The sequence below is a fragment of the Pseudoduganella umbonata genome, from assembly GCF_014192225.1.
Taxonomy (GTDB): Bacteria; Pseudomonadota; Gammaproteobacteria; order Burkholderiales; family Burkholderiaceae_D; genus Rugamonas; species Rugamonas umbonata.
Genome location: NZ_JACHXS010000001.1, coordinates 867,133 through 882,718 on the forward strand (window position 1 = coordinate 867,133; position 15,586 = coordinate 882,718).

Sequence of the window (15,586 nt, forward strand, 5' to 3'; positions counted from 1 at the left end):
TCAGTTCTTTCCAATTCTTGCACTATCCGCGCCGCAGCCCGGAACCCGGGCCAGTCTTGCGCCGGCACTGCCGACCAGTGCCACCTGGCCCGGTCCCGCGAAAGCGGCGCCCGCCACATCGCCGCCGCGTGCCGGACCACCTTCGGTCACACTGCCGCCACGGCTGAGAAACACCTGCCCGGCCTGGGTCACCAGGGCCAGTTCACCCGGCGCGCAGGCCAGCGCATCGACCACCGTGGACTGGGTGCCGAGGGCGATCCGCTGCCAGGTGGTTCCCTGGTCGGCGCTGGCAAAGGCGTTGCCGCGCAGGCCGAAGGCCACCAGGCCATTCTCGCTGGCCTTCAGGCCGAAGAAGGTGCCAGCGTATGGCGAGTCCAGTGCCACGAACCGCGCGGCGGCACGGTCATGGCGGCGCAGCAGGCCCTGCTCGCCGGCAAGGTAGAACACGCCGTCGACACCCTGCTCGACGGCATACAGGTGCATGCGGCGATCGTTGGCGGCACGTTCCATCCACGGCTCCCAGCTGGCACCGCCATCGCGCGTATGCAGCAGCAGGCCGAACGCGCCGGCCAGGAATCCTTCGCCGCCGGCGTCGATGCGAATATCGAGGAAGGGATAGGGCAGCACGCCCGGCGTGGCCGACTGCGCAGCCGCCTGCGCGATTTCCTTCAGCATGGCCGTGGCGCCGGCATCGCCCCTGTTGGCGAGACCGGTGTAATGGGTGTTCAGCAGCGCCATCAGGCTCTGCCCGTCGAACACCTTGCGCCAGGTCGCGCCCTGGTCGTCGCTGCGCAAGACGACACCGTCATGGCCGAGCGCCCAGGCGCTGCCCGGCCCCGTGATGCGCACTGAAGTCAGGTCGACGCTGACCGGCGCCGGCGCCTGCTTCCAGGTTGCCCCGGCATCGGCCGACGCCAGGATGGTGCCGCGCGCGCCGACGGCGAGCGCGGTATTGCCCTGCATAGCGATGCCGGTCAGGGAACTCTTGAGTGCCGCCTGCGACAGCGCAGCCGGCATCGTGATGGGATCGTGGCCGGCAACAGCGCCGGCCAGGGTGGCCAGGCTGGCCAGCACGCCCGCGAGCGTGGCGCGCCGCCACCTGGCAGGCGCGCGCGGACGTGGGGCATGGCGATTGAGACTTTTCATGGCTGACTCCGTCGTGATGCGTGGTGCCGGACTGCCGGCCGCGGCGCGTGGCCGCGACCGGCGCAGGCCGCCACGGCCTGCCCGGCGGGGATGCCGGCTCAGCGCGCGGTTTCCTTGGCCACGATGGTTTCCGGGTTCAGGTCGCGGTTCGAACGCGGCTTGGTGACCACCCCGTACCCGCCGACCAGGCCATCGTTGACCAGTGCATACATGCCCTTGTTGAAGTCGAAGATCACGTTCTTGACCGTGTAGGGGGCATTGACGTCGTACAGCTGGACCATCGAATTGAAGATCGAGCGGTACAGCTGGCCGCTGCGGTCATAGGCGTCGTACAGCATGGCGCCGTAGGTATCCTCGTCGATGTAGTAGGTGCGCTTTGCATAGGCATGGCGGAAGCCCGGCTTGAGCGTGGCCTCGACCACCCACATGCGGTGCAGTTCCCAGCGCCAGCAGGCCGGGTTCGGGTATTTTTCCTTGAACTGTTCTTCGACGCCGCAGCCGAAATACAGCTTGTAGGCGTTATAGGGGACGTACATTTCCTTCGTGCCGGCCAGCTTGAAGTCGAAGCGGTCCATCGTGCCCGAGAAAACGAACAGCTCGTCGAACAGCGTCACGCCGCCCATGCTGGCCACCGGCGTATCGTACGAGAATTCAGGCGCCAGCTTGATGCGGCGCTGGCCCGGCGCATAGCTCCAGGCGCGGCGCGGTTTCTGGGTGGGATCGAGAAAATCCATCAGGCCGGTCACTTCGCCCGCCTTGCGGATCGGCGCGCTGTTGACCGAGTACGTGCGCCAGTACATCTGCTCGTCGCGGCCGTCCAGGTCATCGTGGTAATACGGCGTTTCCTCGAATGTCTGCTGCTGGGCCGTCAGCACGGCCTTGCCACTGGAATCGACCACCCACGAGCGCGAGGATTTGGTGGTGGTATCGGCCTTGTAGCGCAACTGCTGGTTCCACATCATCTCGTGGCCTGTCTTCGCAATCGGGAACGGGATGCCGCCGCGGCATTCCTGCTCCACCGACAGCCCGTTCTTGGCCGTCTTGCAGGACGTGGCATTGCGCACGGTCTTGGCCAGCACCGCTTCCGGCAAGGCGGCCGTGCGGTGGCTCGGGTAGACGTCCATGTAGAAGCCCGGGTTCTTCTTGAACAGCTCCTTCTGCCCGTCGGAGAGCTTGTCGGCGTGCTGCTGCCAGTTCTTGGCATCGATGCGCAGGATCGGCGCCTCGTCCTTGAACGGGTCGGCCCAGACGCCGCTACCGGGCTTGAAGCCGGCCGGCGCCTTGGTCAGCCCGCCCGTATAGGCCGGGATCGTGCCTTCCTTGTTGCCGGCCTTGACGGCGCCCGCCTGGGTCAGCGTGCTGCCCAGCTGTTTGGCTTCCTCGGGCGTGACCGCGGCGTGCGCGATGGTACTCGCGCCAGCCAGCAACGCAAGGACGAATGTGTGCTTGTTCATGTCTTGTCTCCTGTATGCGGCGTTTCAGAATGCCGTCTTGAAGGTAAAGGACAGCCAGCCGCGGTCGATGACCCCGACCGACGAATTGCTGTGCGCGGCGCCGCCGGTGATCCTGCCGTTCAGTTCGCGTACGGGCAGGGTGCGGTCGGCATAGCTGAGAGAAAATTCATACTTCGATGCATACGTCATGGTCGCGCCAAGCGACCAGCGCAGTTCGCCTTCGGTGCCGCCGCCAGAGGTTGGCGCATTGCCCGACAGGCCGTACGTGATACTGAGCGGGATGCTCAGGTCCCACGACGGTAGCACGTTCAGGTACTGGGGCGTCATTTTCAGCGCCATCAGCCAGGCATCGCGGGTCGAGCAGCCATCGTCCTTGTTGCCCGAGCCGGCCTTGCCGGTGCGTGAATCGACGCAGGCGGCCGAGCCCACCGACCGGTACAGCGCCGGGTTGGTGACCACCTTGTCGAGCCGGTTGTAGGCCAGCTCGGCAACGAAGCTGCCGGTGTCCCAGACCGGCGTTGCCGGCAGCATGTAGATGCCGTTCACGACCGCGTGCCAGGTGTCGCCGCGTGCGCCCGTCTCGGTGACCACGGACGACGGCGTGTTCAGGGCGCCGTTCTTGCGGTGCGAGAGCTCGACACCCACCGCGACAGTCTGGATCACACGCCCGAAGCTCAGGCTGGCCTGCTTGACATCTTCCGGGTACAGGAAGCGCGCCCGGGTCGGCAGCGGGCCACGGAAGTCCAGCAGCTGGACGCCCAGCTCCGGCGAATAGTCGTCGAAGCGGCGGTAGTAGGCACCGAACGTGGACTCGATCGCTTCGACATTCAGGCGCGCGCCGATGCCCCAGTTGCCGTGCTGGCCCGGCTTGCGTGCCTGGTCGATGCGGGCCGCCACGCCGGCCACGGGAAACGCCAGGAAGTCGGACGACGGTGCCGTGTCGGCGCCCATCAGGTAGGTGCCGGCATGCGGGATGCGGGTCGGCTTCCACTCGTAATAGTACTGGCCGACCAGCGTGAGATTGTCCGTCACCTGGGTGCTCAGATGGACCTGCCCTACCGGCAGGAACACTTCCTTGGTCTCGACGCCCGGGTTGGTCGCGGCCTTGACACCGTCCACCGGCGACTGCCCGTACGAGATCGCGTGGGCGCCCAGCAGCAGGCCCTCGCCCCAGACATTGGTCTGGCGGCCCACCTTGATGTTGACGGGCACCTTGCCAAGTTCCAGATTGGCCCAGACGAAGGCGTCCAGGATCTCGCCCGACGGGCCGTTTACATAGCGTTCCACTTCGCTGTTGTAGCGGTTGTTGCGGTAGGCGGTGGCGAAACCGGCCGGCGAGCTGACCGTGTGATCGTCGTAGGCCTGGTCATACCACGCCGCGGCCGACACCCGGGCACCGACCTTGTTCTTGTAGCTGATATCGAATTCGGTCAGCAGGTCGAGGCGGTTGGTGACCATGTCGCCACGGTCGAACTTGGCATCGCCCTCGTCGTAGATGTAGTTGCCCAGCAGCCGGCTGTCCGGCTTTTCGGTGCGCCAGCCGCCGGTGTAGCGCACGGTGGCGTCGAGCCGCACCTTGAGGTCGGGATTGCTGACCGCGATTTCGGTGGCCGGCGCGGTGCCGGCGCAGAGCATGGCGACTGCCGCCGCGATGCCGCGCAGCGCCTGGCCGGCAAGGATGGAAATGCCGCTTGCATGGTGGGTGGGGATACCCCTTGCGTGGTGCATGGACCTGTCTCCTGTCGTTGTCGTTGTCGTTATGGCGGATTTTTAAAAAATCGCTCGGTACTGCCTGCCCGGTCCTTCCCATGCACCGTGCTGCTGGCCTGCCTTCGGCCCATCGGAAACGAGATGCCTGACACGATCAATAGTAGCAAGAATTTAGACACTATTCTAGTATTCGATTACTATTCTGTATCTAGAATTCCTGGCACCTACCTATGGTCTTATGGAACGGTGCCGCCGGCATGGCGTGCACGGGCCATTTCGGTGAACTCGCGCTTCAGCGTCGGGTAATAGGCGATCTGCCCCTGCAACCCGCCGGCGATGTCGATCGAGGCCGCGCTGATGAAGCTCGCGTAGTCGCTGGCCAGGAACAGCGCCATGCCGGCTACGTCCTCGGGCTTGCCGAAACGCCCCAGCGGAACCACCTTCAGCACCATCCGGTCGAACTCCTCGCGCGTGACGCCGGGACCGGTATCACGGAAGTGGCGCTCCCACTGGCCGGTATCGATCCAACCCATGTTGAGCGAATTGACCAGGATGTTGTCCTTGGCCAGCGACATGCCGAGCGACTTGGACAGCGCCAGGCAAGCGGCGCGGTTGATGACCGAGGGGATGCCATCCGGCGTGGGAATGGCACCGGCCAGCGCGTTGATGTCGATGATGCGCCCCCAGCGCTGGCGGCGCATGTGCGGCACCACTGCCTGCACGAAGCGGAAGTGCCCCATCTGGAGGATGTTGGCGTGCTCCAGTATCTGCTCCGGGGTCAGCGTGTCGAGATTGCCGCCGCGCCCCTGGCCGGCATTGTTGACCAGCACGTCGATGCCGCCCCAGCTAACCGCGACCTCTTCGACGAAGGACTTCACGCCGGCGTCGTCGGTCACGTCCACCGCACAGGCGATGACGGCTTGCGCGCGCGGCGCGAGTTCCTGGCCCGCCGCCTCCACCGCTGCGGCGGTGCGGGCACAGATGGCCACGCGCGCGCCCTCCGCCGCGAACGCGCGGGCGATGGCAAGGCCAATGCCGCGCGACGCACCGGTGACGATGACGCGCTTGCCGCTCAAGTCGATCTGCATGGTTGTCTCCTGTTCCCTAGAGGCGCTCGATCAGCGTCGCCGTGCCCATCCCGCCGGCACAGCAGATCGCCTGCAGGCCGAAGCGCGCGTCGCGCCGCTCCAGTTCATGCAGCAGCGTGGTCATGATGCGGGCGCCGCTGGCGCCGAGCGGGTGGCCGAGTGCGATCGCTCCGCCGTTGACATTGAGCCGGTCGAGCGAAACGTCCAGTTCGCGCGCCCACATCAACGGCACCGGGGCAAAGGCCTCGTTTACTTCGAACAGATCGATATCCCTGGCCGTCAGTCCCGCCATCGCCAGCACCTTGCGGGTGGCGGCCACCGGCCCGGTGAGCATCAGCGTCGGGTCCGACCCCACTGTGGTGAAGGCACGGATACGGGCTCGCGGCCTGACGCCCAGGCGCTTCGCCGCTACGCCCGACATCAGCAGCAGCAGCGCGGCACCGTCCGAGATCTGCGACGAATTTCCGGCGCTCAGCTTGCCCTCCGGGCGGAAGCTCGACTTCAGCGTGGCCAGTTTCTCCGCATGCGTGCCGGGGCGGATGGTTTCATCGGCGTCCAGGATTTCCGCTACGGGCTCGGCCCAGTCGCGCTCCTTCAATGCTGCCACCGGCACGGCGGCGATCTCGCGCCGGAAGTAGCCGGCCTGCGCGGCGGCGGCGGCGCGCCGGTGGCTCTCGACGGCGTAGGCATCGAGCTCGCCGCGGCCCAGTTTCCACAGGTCGGCGATCCGCTCGGCCGCCTCGCCCTGGCTGGTCAGCTCGTACCGGTCGGCCGCCATCCAGCCAAATGCCTCGCCGTAGATCTCGCGGTTGCCGCCCATGCGCACCCGGCTCATGTTTTCCGCGCCCCCCGCCACCACCACCTGGGCGGCGCCGGCGGCGATCTGGCCAGCCGCCAGGTGCACGGCCACTTCGCCCGAACCGCACTTGCGGTCGACCGTCAGGCCCGGGATACCGGCCGGCCAGCCGGCACCCAGCAACGCCGTGCGGGCGATGTTGGCCGACTGTTCGCCCACCTGGGTGACACAGCCGAAGATGACGTCGTTGACCAGGCTCGCTTCGATGCCGGCGCGCGCCACCAGGTCGTTCAGCAGGTGGGCCGCCAGGTGGTCGGCGCGCACGCCGGCCAGGCTGCCCCGGTATTTGCCGACCGGCGTGCGCACGGCTTCCACGATGTACACATCCGTCATAGCGCGCTCGCTTTCAGGCCGGAGCCGGGCACGCGCTGGCCCGCCGCGTCGTAGCGGTAGACACCATGGCCGGTCTTGCGCCCATGGCGGCCGGCGGCAACCATCTTGATGATCAGCGGGCACGGACGGAAGCGTTCGCCCATCGTCGCGTGCAGGTAGCGCAGCACCGACAGGCGCGTATCCCAGCCGGTCATGTCGCCCAGCTCGAGGGGCCCCATCGGATGGTTGAAGCCCATCCGCAGCGCGGTGTCGATGTCCTCGGCACTCGCAGTGCCTTCCTGCAGCATCCACATCGCTTCGTTGCCAAGCAGTGCCGACATGCGGCTGGTCGTCAGTCCCGGCGATTCGTTCACCAGGATCGAGGTCTTGCCGATCGCCTCGCACCAGGCGCGGCTGCGTGCCACGGCGTCGGCATCGGTGGCGATGCCGAGTACCAGCTCGACCAGCTTCATCTTGTGCACGGGATTGAAGAAGTGCATACCGATCACGCGTTCCGGCTGCGGCACCGATGCCGCGATCTCCGTGACCGACAGCGCCGAGGTATTGGTGGCCACCAGCGCGCCATCGGCCAGGACCGGCACGGCCTGCGCCAGCACCGCCTGCTTGACGGCGAGGTTCTCGGATACCGTTTCCACCAGCAGGTTGGCATGCGCCGCGCCCGCTCCGAGTCCGGCATGGACGCTCAGCCGCTGCTTGGCGGCGGCCGCGGCTTCCGGCGTCAACTTGCCGAGCTTGACGCCGCCATCGACGATGGCGTGGATGTTCTGCAGCGCCTTGTCCAGCGCCTGCCCATTGCTGTCGACCAGGCGGGTCTGGAAGCCGCTGCTGGCGAATGCGTGCGCGATGCCGGTGCCCATCAATCCGGCACCGACCACCACGACGATCTGGTTCTTGTCGATCATTGTTCTTGTCTCCTCAGGCGCCGGGCCGAGGCCCGACGATATTGCAAATGGTGCCGATGCCTTCGACACCCGCTTCGACCACGTCGCCCGGTTGCAGGTATAGTCCGGTGCCCTGCCCCACGCCAGCCGGCGAACCGGTGAACAGGATGTCGCCCGGCGCAAAGCTGGAGCGCGCCTCGACAAAGCACAGCAGCTGGCCGACATCCCAGGTCATCTCGCTGGTATTGCTGTCCTGGCGCACCTGTCCGTTAACTTTCAACGTGAGGCGCAGATGCGGGCTGCCGCCCGGGAATTCGTCGCGCGTCACGATCCATGGGCCCACGCCCGTACTGCGGTCCTGGCTCTTGGCCGCGAACAGGTCCATGCCGATGCCGGCCGGCCCGCTGCGCTGCAGGTCGCGTGCGGAAACATCGTTGCCGACCGTATAGCCGAGGACGCTGTCGAGCGGCGCCGCGGGATCGACCGGCGCGCTGCCGACCACCACCACCAGTTCGACCTCATGGTCCAGTTCCGCGGTCAGCGGCGGATAGCGGAGCGCGTCGGTGGCGCCGATCAGCGCACCGTAGGCTTTCAGGAAGGCAATCGGCTGCGGCGGCGACTGCAGGCCGAAGTCGGCGGCCAGGTGCTTGGCATAGTTGGCGCCAGCCACCACCACGCGGTTGACCGGCTCGACCGGCGGCAGCAGGCGCACGCCGGCCAGCGCGCGCGCCGGACCGGCCAGCGGCAGCGCCGCCCGGCCCTCGCCGGCACGGCCCGCGGCGATGGCGCGCGTCAGTGCGGGCGCCCACTCGGCGAAGGCGCCGGCGATCTGGCGCAGCGTCTGCGCGTCGGCATCCACCAGCGCCCAGAACGGCGTGCCGCCATCGGTGCAGCGGGCGATCTTCATGCGGCCAGCGCCGGCGATTTGGCGACCTCGACCAGCGTGGCCGGATCGATGTGCAGCAGTTCGCAGGCATTCTTCCAGCGGATCTTCTGCAGGTCTTCGTCCGACAGGCGCAATCCGTCGGTCAGGTCGTGGCGCACCGCGTCGCTGCCGCCGAAGTTCGAGCCATACAGCACGCGGTCGGCGCCGATGACTTCGATCATCGCCTGGCGCATCGGCAGCTCGTGCAGTTCGACGTCGAAGTAGAAGTTCTTCAGGTATTCCAGGACCGGCTTCTTGTTGTGCGCCACGTCAAGGTTCGGATTGGTCTGCGCCAGGCGACCGAGCTGGTACGGCACGAAGCCGCCGCCGTGGGTGATGTACACCTTCAGGTTCGGGAAACGGTCGAACACGCCGCCGTTGATCATGTTCCAGAAACACTTGGTCTCGTCGTAGTTCATGCCGACGATGGCGGTGGTCTCGTAGTTGTCGGTATTGGCGTTCTCGCCCCAGGTGACCGACTGGTTATAGCCGTGCACGAACATCGGCAGGTCGAGGTCGCACAGGGCCTGCCACACCGGATCGAGCTCGGGCGAATCGAATTCCAGGCCGCCGAAGTTGGAGCCGCCCGCCACCAGGCCCTTGGCGCCCAGCGTGGTGCAGGCGCGGCGGATTTCCTTGGCGGCCTCGACCGGAACGTTGAGGGGCGCGTGGGCCCAGGCCATCAGGCGGTTCGGCGCGGCCGCGCAGTACTCGGCCAGCACGTCATTGACCTTGCGGGCGAACGGCACGCCGAATTCCGCTTCGGCCCAGTACATGTAGCAGTGCGAAGGAACCGACACCACCTGGGCGCTCTGCCCCGCCGCATCCATGCCGGCCAGGCGTGTCTTCGGATCGGCCCAGCGCTCCAGGTACTGGTTGATGTCGAGCTGCTTGCCTTCGGCGCGCGCCTTCTGCAGCGCGGCGCGCCGCTCCGGCGAGCCGAGCGACAGGATCCAGTGCCCGACGCGCAGCTTGATGTCGCCATCCGGGCGCTGTTCGAAGAAGGGACCCCAGTGCGGGTGCTGGTTGTAATAACCCGGGTGCGGGGCATGGGCGTGAAGGTCGATGAGCATGGGGTGTCTCCTGTCTGGATTGATTAACCCGACCACAGGCGCACTCATCCGGACACACCGGGGCCCCGTTCAGGCCTGCCCGCAAGCGCTACGTGTCTCCATCAGCCCGCACTCGGTCGGTGCTTTGCATCAGGACCCATCATGCCAAACTTAGACAGAAATGGCAAATATGTTTAACTTTATTTTTTCAACGCTCGCTCGTGCCGCAGGCGACAAACGAATACAGGAACCTGACGATGCGCTGCACGCCGTCCTCCGGCCGCCGGTTCGGTACCACGAGCTCGCTCAGCACGCAGCGGATCAGCATTTCACAGACGAGGTCGCGGTCGATGCGGATGCCGAGCCGGCGGTCCCAGGAATCGAACACGGTGCGCATCAACTCGTCGATGCGCGCCAGCGACTCGTGGAACAGGCGCCCGAACAGGCGCAGCGTGTATTCGGGTGCCGCGCGCAGCAGCAGGCGCGCCTGGCCGTGCGCCGCGTAATTGTCCAGGTAGCGCACCAGCGCCTGGAAACGTTCGTCCGGATCCGTGAACGGCACCACGGCGTCCGCCATGGCCTGCTGGAACGATGAACGCTTGTGGCGCGCGAACGCGTCCAGCAGTTCGTCCTGCGAGGCGAAGTAGCGATAGAAGGTGCCCCGCGACACTTGCGCGAGCTCGCATACGTCGAGCACCGAGATGCGGTCGGATCCGGCGCGCAAAACGATGGCCTCGGTGGCGGCCAGGATCGCCGCGACGGTCGTCTCCGCACGCCGGTTGCGCTTGTCGTTCGAGGAGTGGCTGGCGCTGGGGACGGTCGCGGTGCGCATCGGGGTGGTAATCCTGTCGTGGAAAAATCAGTATTCGCGAACCGGCACATGCGCCGGCCTGGAGTTGTAGCCCGGCAGGTGCAGGCCGCCGTCGACATGGAACGATTCGCCGGTCACGTAGCGCGACATGTCGCTGGCCAGGAACACGGCCACCGGGCCGATATCGTCTTCCGGGTCGCCGCAGCGGCCCAGCGGGCGCATCGCCGCCGACCGCTCGGCGAACCCCGGGTGCTCCGCCGCCAGCTTGTGGAACGTCGCGCCCATCGCCGTCGGCGCGATCGCGTTCACGGTGATGTTGAAACGCCCCCATTCGGCCGCCGCGCTGCGCGTCAGGCCGATGATCGCAGCCTTGGCGGTGTTGTAGTCGGCATGCAGCCAGGCCCCGATGTCGACATCGATCGAATAGAAGTTGACGATCTTGCCGCCGCCACGCGTGCGCATGTGCGGCAGCGCCGCGCGCATGGCCCACCAGCAGGCCTTGACGGTGGACGTCAGGGTCTGGTCGAGCATCTCGTCGGTCTTGTCTTCCAGCAGCACGTTCGGCGTCGGCACGAAAGCGTTGTTAACCAAAATATCCAGACCGCCGAACTGATCGACAGCAGCAGCGACTGCTGCTTCAACAGATGCTTTCTGCAAGACGTCGGTCTGGATGAACAGTGCCTTGCCGCCGAGTTCCTCTACTTCGCGGGCGACCCTGGCGCCGCTGTCGGGGTCGATTTCGGCGATCACCACCGCCGCGCCTTCGCGTGCAAAACGGCGTGCCACGCCGCGACCGATACCGCCGCCGGCACCGGTGACCAGCGCCACCCTGTCTTTCAGAAGCTCCATGTCAGTCTCCTCACTTATGAACATATTTTCTGTTATTGTACACATTCACAACAACAACCGATATCGGAATACGCCATGCAACGCTTTCGCAGGCGCATCGAACTGGCCGCCCGCCGCCATGGCGACGGCGGCGAAGTGCGCGCCGTCCTCGAGGACGACTTCCATCATTTCCGTGTCGTGGTCGGGCATCGCGGCGGCGCGGTCACGGCGGTGCGCGGCGAAACGCCGCGGCATCCGTTCTCCGCCTGCCCTGGCGCGGCCCCCGAACTGGACCGCCTGGCCGGCATGCGGATCGACCGTATTGCCAATTCGGTCACGCTGCATGCCGACCCGGCGCAGCAGTGCACGCACATGTTCGACCTGGCCGGGCTGGCGATCGCCGTCGCCGCGCGGGGCGACAGCCGGCGCCGCTACGACATCGACGTGCCGCGCCACGTCGACGGGCGCTCGCATGCGTGCCTGCGGCGCAACGGCGTACTCGTGCTCGAGTGGGAAGTAGACGGCAGCCTGATCCTGGGACCGGCGCCCTACGCCGGCGTCGACATGCGCCAGGGCATGGCGCGCTGGGCGCTGGGCACGCTGCCGGACGAGGAGGCGGAAGCGGCCCTCGTGCTGCGCCGCTGCGCCCTGATCTCGCTGGGGCGGCTGAAGGACCTCGACCGCCAGCCCCATGCCCACCTGAGCGGGCGCTGCTACGCCCAGCAGCCCGAACGCGCCCCGCAGGCGATCCGGATCGTCGGCTCGACGTGGGATTTCAGCGCGCGCCCCGAGGCGCTGTGCCAGGACGACCAGGCCTGGCTGGGCGACTTCGGCGCCTGAGCTCGGCGCCACCCTGGCCGCTCAGCGGTTGGCCGCCTCCCACGCCTTCAGGTCGAAACCGGGCGCCGCCGCCATCGACGGCGTCAGCGCCGGCGGACGTGCCAGGATCTTGCGCGCCGCCATGTGGTCGCCGACCCGCCCGCAGGATTCCACCGCCAGCAGCTGTTCGCCGCGGAAGCACAGCACCGACACCTGCTGCGCCGCCGGGTCGCCGAGCACAACGTGATTGTCCGCGCCGCCCGACAGGCCCGCGATCTGCAGCTTGAGGTGGCCCTGGTCGGTCCAGAACCACGGCAACGCGGTGTACGGCGCCGGCTTGCCGGTGAGGCGCGCCGCGATCAGCTTTCCCTGGTCGACGGCGTTCTGCACCGACTCGAGGCGGGTCGGCCGTTCGCCGTTCTGCAGGCAGGGGAAGCAGGCGACGTCGCCCAGCGCGGAAATGTGCGGGTCGGACGTCAGCAGGCCAGCGTCGACCCGTATGCCATTGTCGATGCCCAGTCCCGCCTCCAGCGCCAGCCCGACGTTCGGGATGACGCCAATGCCGTACACCACCAGGTCGGCGGGCAGGCGCCGGCCATCCGCCGTGAGCACGGCCACCGCCTTGCCGTTGTCGCCTTCAATTTCCGCCACCGCGCCGCGGAAGTGGAAGGTCACGCCCCAGGCGGCATGCGCCGCGCGGAACAGCTCGGACATGGCCGGCGACACCGCGCGGGCCATCGGGCGATCGCCCAGCTCCAGCACGTCGACCGCGGCGCCGGCGGCGGCCGCGACGGCGGCGAATTCCAGCCCGATGAAGCCGGCACCGATCACCACCACCCGCTTCGCATTGCCGAGCAAGGGCGCCAGTGCCTCGGCATCGGCGCGGGTCTTCACGCCATAGACGTTCGCCAGGCCGGCGCCCGGCACGTTCAGCGGCCGGTTATGGGCGCCGGTGGCCAGCACCAGGTGATCGTAGTCGAGCACCGTCCCCGAGGCCAGCAGCAGCCGGCGGTTCTGGCGGTCGATCGCGGCGCCGCGGTCGGCCACCAGGTCGATGCGCTGGTCGGTGTAGAACTGCGCCGGGCGGAACTGCATCGCCGTGGCATCGATCTTCCCCAGCAGGTAGGCTTTCGACAACGGCGGGCGCTGGTAAGGCAGCCAGGGTTCGTCGTTGACGAGGGAGATGCTGCCGGTGTAGCCGTCCTGGCGCAGCGACAGCGCCACTTGCACGCCGGCATGGCCGGCGCCGGCGATCACGATGGAATTGAGCGTCATGGTATGGTTCCTCCAGTTTCGATAACAGTCATGCCGCCGCGTGCGCCTGCATGGCGGCTTGCGGACTGCGTCCCAGCGTCAGCAGCAGCAGCGAACCGGCCAGGGTGCTGGTGGCGCAATAGACCAGCATCGTGGCATAGCCGCCGGTGGCGCTGAACATGGCCGCGAACAGCAGCGGCGCGCCCGCCGAGGCCACCGTGATCAGGCCCTGGTGCAGGCCGAAAATGCGCCCGTAGTCCTTCAGGCCGAAATAGCGCGCCATGAGGAAGGCGGCGATATCGAATTCGGCGCCCGCGCCCAGGCCCGCCAGCGCTGCGGCCAGGCTGAGCAGGACGATGTCACCGCTTCCCGACAGGAAGATGGCCGCGCCGACGGCCGGCAGGGCCAGACTGACGGCAGCCACGCCGGGCGGCCATAGCCTGTCGAGCAGGTAACCGACCACCAGCCGTCCCAGCACCAGCGCGATGCCGAACCAGGAAAAGACCTGCGTCGCGCCGGCGAGTGTCAGCCCGCGGTCGCGCAGCATCGGCACGGTGCTGGTGACCATGCCCATCACCGCCGAGACGACCAGGCACAGCGCCAGGTTGCAGATCCAGTACCTGGGCGATGCCAGCGCGGCCCGGAAGGACATGCCGGCCAGCGCCGGGGCGCCTGCTGCAACCGCCTCCGGCGCCGCAGCTGCCACCCTGGCCACTTGCGGCAGCCGGAACCAGGCAAGTGTCAGGGGGATCCCGATCAGCACGTTCACCAGGGCCAGGATCACGAAAGGCGCCTGCCAGCCCCACTGGGCCACGCCCCACGCAAACAGGGGTGGCGTGACGGCGGCCGTGATGCCTGTGCCGGACAGGCCCAGCGCCAGCGCCAGGCCGCGGTTGCGCGTGAACCAGAGGTTCAGCAACTGCGTCCAGGTCACCGCCAGCGCGCCCATGCCGACGATGGGCAGAAGGAAGAAGGCCGCGTACAGCGTCCATACCGGGCCGCCAATGCCGGTGGTCGCCAGGTAGCCGAGCGCCATCGTGAACAGCGACACCAGGGTGACGCGCTTGATGCCGAAGCGCAGGTTGAGCCAGCCGACCAGCTGCAGGCCGATCACCGCGCCGGCGAAGAGGAAACTGATCGCCGCCTGCAGCGACGGGCGGTCCCAGCCGAACTGCTGCTGCAGCGGGATGACCAGCACGCCGAAGCCGTACAGCAGGGCCGCGTTGATGCTGATCATGACCCCGGCAATCGACAGCAGCAGGACGCGCCAGCCCTGCCTGAATTCGGCGAAATCGATCGCCGCGCCATTCTTGGTTCCGACCATGGTTGTCTCCTGTTGGGTCGTGGAAGCGGCGCCCTGGCTCTGCGGCCGGGTGCACCGGGGGGAAGGAAGGCGGTTCAGGGCCGCACGATGCGGCTGCGCAGCACGCCGATGCGTTCGATCTCGAGCTCGATCTCGTCGCCCGGCTTCAGGTAGCGCAGCTGTTCGAGCCCGCAGCCGTTGCCGACCGTGCCGGAACCCAGCACTTCACCCGGGTACAGCGTCTCGGAGCGCGAGATGTGCTCGATCACGTCCTCGAAGCGCCAGCGCATGTCGCGCGTGCTGCCCCTGCCCCACTCTTCGCCGTTGACCCGCGCGACCATGGCCAGATCGTAGGGATCGGGAATCTCGTCGGCGGTGACCAGGCATGGCCCCATCACATTGCCGGTGTCGAAATCCTTGCTCTTGGCCGGCCCCAGCATGCCGGCCATTTCCAGCGCCTGGGTGTCCCGCGCGCTCATGTCATTGAAGATCGTGTAGCCGACGATATGGTCGCGCGCCGCGCCGGAGGCGATGTCCTTGCCCTTGCGCCCGATGTAGCAGGCGAACTCCAGTTCAAAATCCATCGCCTTGCTGTAGGCGGGCCAGATCACATCCTCGTCCGGGCCGATGACGGCGAAGCGATTGCACTTGTAATAGATCGGCTGGCGATTGAAGGTGGCAAGCACGCGCTCGTCGGCGCGCGTATTCATTTGCGCCAGCGCCTCCTCCGGATTGGGCAGGTGCGCCACGCGCGCGCGGCGCGCCGCCGCGAAGCTCTGCTTCAGGTGCAGCTCGAAGCACGAGCAGTCGCGCATCTGCGGCGGCGGCTGGATCGGCGCGCACAGCCTGACCGTGGCACGTCCGATGACCGCCCCGGCAGGCGGGTGGGCAACCAGGCGGCGCGCCTCGTCCATGGCTTCGTCGCCCGCCTCGACCAGCGCCAGGATGCTGGTGAACGCGGGCCATGCGCCCAGGCCGGTGGTGGTGGCGGCGCTGCGCAGATCGACGATCGCCGTATCGTCGTCGATCAGGGCGCCGGGGCGCATGGCGCCCGAAGTGTCGCGGTAGGTAACCAGTCTCATTGCTGCAGTTCCATTGCTGTGTCTCCGTACTTGTTTTGGTGATC

14 protein-coding genes are annotated in these 15,586 nt (G+C 67.4%); 1 reads left to right on the forward strand and 13 read right to left on the reverse strand.

Annotated elements, in window-relative coordinates:
* From FHS02_RS03555 to FHS02_RS03600, 10 genes are all read right to left on the reverse strand, one after another.
* A complete protein-coding gene (locus FHS02_RS03555; RefSeq protein WP_137312827.1) occupies positions 1-1,146 on the reverse strand; it encodes a WD40/YVTN/BNR-like repeat-containing protein in 1,146 nt (381 codons plus the stop codon).
* Positions 1,147-1,244: 98 nt separating this feature from the next.
* Positions 1,245-2,600, reverse strand: coding sequence for a DUF1329 domain-containing protein (locus tag FHS02_RS03560; RefSeq protein ID WP_137312828.1), 1,356 nt, complete (start codon positions 2,598-2,600; stop codon positions 1,245-1,247).
* Between the two features lie 24 nt (positions 2,601-2,624).
* A complete protein-coding gene (locus tag FHS02_RS03565; RefSeq protein WP_137312829.1) occupies positions 2,625-4,328 on the reverse strand; it encodes a DUF1302 domain-containing protein in 1,704 nt (567 codons plus the stop codon).
* Between the two features lie 218 nt (positions 4,329-4,546).
* A complete protein-coding gene (locus FHS02_RS03570) occupies positions 4,547-5,398 on the reverse strand; it encodes an SDR family oxidoreductase (RefSeq protein ID WP_137312830.1) in 852 nt (283 codons plus the stop codon).
* 16 nt (positions 5,399-5,414) lie between these two features.
* Positions 5,415-6,587 (reverse strand): thiolase family protein, encoded by a 1,173-nt coding sequence (locus FHS02_RS03575; RefSeq protein WP_137312831.1) that lies wholly within the window; start codon positions 6,585-6,587, stop codon positions 5,415-5,417.
* On the reverse strand, positions 6,584-7,489 hold the full coding sequence (locus FHS02_RS03580; RefSeq protein WP_137312832.1) for a 3-hydroxyacyl-CoA dehydrogenase: 906 nt from the start codon (positions 7,487-7,489) through the stop codon (positions 6,584-6,586). Before FHS02_RS03580 ends, FHS02_RS03575 begins: the two co-directional genes overlap by 4 nt.
* A 13-nt stretch (positions 7,490-7,502) precedes the next feature.
* Positions 7,503-8,375, reverse strand: a complete 873-nt coding sequence (locus FHS02_RS03585) for a fumarylacetoacetate hydrolase family protein (protein WP_137312833.1) — start codon at positions 8,373-8,375, stop codon at positions 7,503-7,505.
* Complete coding sequence (locus tag FHS02_RS03590; RefSeq protein WP_137312834.1) at positions 8,372-9,466, reverse strand: amidohydrolase family protein; 1,095 nt, start codon at positions 9,464-9,466, stop codon at positions 8,372-8,374. The genes FHS02_RS03585 and FHS02_RS03590 overlap by 4 nt, the downstream gene beginning before the upstream one ends.
* 187 nt (positions 9,467-9,653) lie before the next feature.
* The gene (locus FHS02_RS03595; protein ID WP_137312835.1) at positions 9,654-10,277 is read right to left on the reverse strand and encodes a TetR/AcrR family transcriptional regulator; all 624 of its coding nucleotides are present in this window, start codon (positions 10,275-10,277) and stop codon (positions 9,654-9,656) included.
* A gap of 27 nt (positions 10,278-10,304) precedes the next feature.
* Positions 10,305-11,105: an SDR family NAD(P)-dependent oxidoreductase gene (locus tag FHS02_RS03600; RefSeq protein WP_137312836.1), complete on the reverse strand. Its 801-nt coding sequence runs from the start codon at positions 11,103-11,105 to the stop codon at positions 10,305-10,307.
* Positions 11,106-11,180: 75 nt separating this feature from the next.
* Between FHS02_RS03600 and FHS02_RS03605 the strand changes: the two genes are divergently transcribed.
* Complete coding sequence (locus tag FHS02_RS03605; RefSeq protein WP_137312837.1) at positions 11,181-11,924, forward strand: DUF2889 domain-containing protein; 744 nt, start codon at positions 11,181-11,183, stop codon at positions 11,922-11,924.
* 21 nt (positions 11,925-11,945) lie between these two features.
* Here FHS02_RS03605 and FHS02_RS03610 read toward each other — a convergent pair whose 3' ends face one another.
* The 3 genes from FHS02_RS03610 to FHS02_RS03620 form a co-directional block, all read right to left on the reverse strand.
* Positions 11,946-13,178 carry an NAD(P)/FAD-dependent oxidoreductase gene (locus FHS02_RS03610; RefSeq protein WP_137312838.1) on the reverse strand — a complete coding sequence of 411 codons (1,233 nt, stop codon included), beginning with the start codon at positions 13,176-13,178 and terminating at the stop codon, positions 11,946-11,948.
* A 28-nt stretch (positions 13,179-13,206) separates the two neighbouring features.
* Entirely contained in the window at positions 13,207-14,481 is a 1,275-nt protein-coding gene (locus tag FHS02_RS03615) for an MFS transporter (protein WP_137312839.1), read from the reverse strand.
* Positions 14,482-14,555: 74 nt separating this feature from the next.
* On the reverse strand, positions 14,556-15,542 hold the full coding sequence (locus FHS02_RS03620; protein WP_137312840.1) for a fumarylacetoacetate hydrolase family protein: 987 nt from the start codon (positions 15,540-15,542) through the stop codon (positions 14,556-14,558).
* Positions 15,543-15,586: the final 44 nt, after the last annotated feature.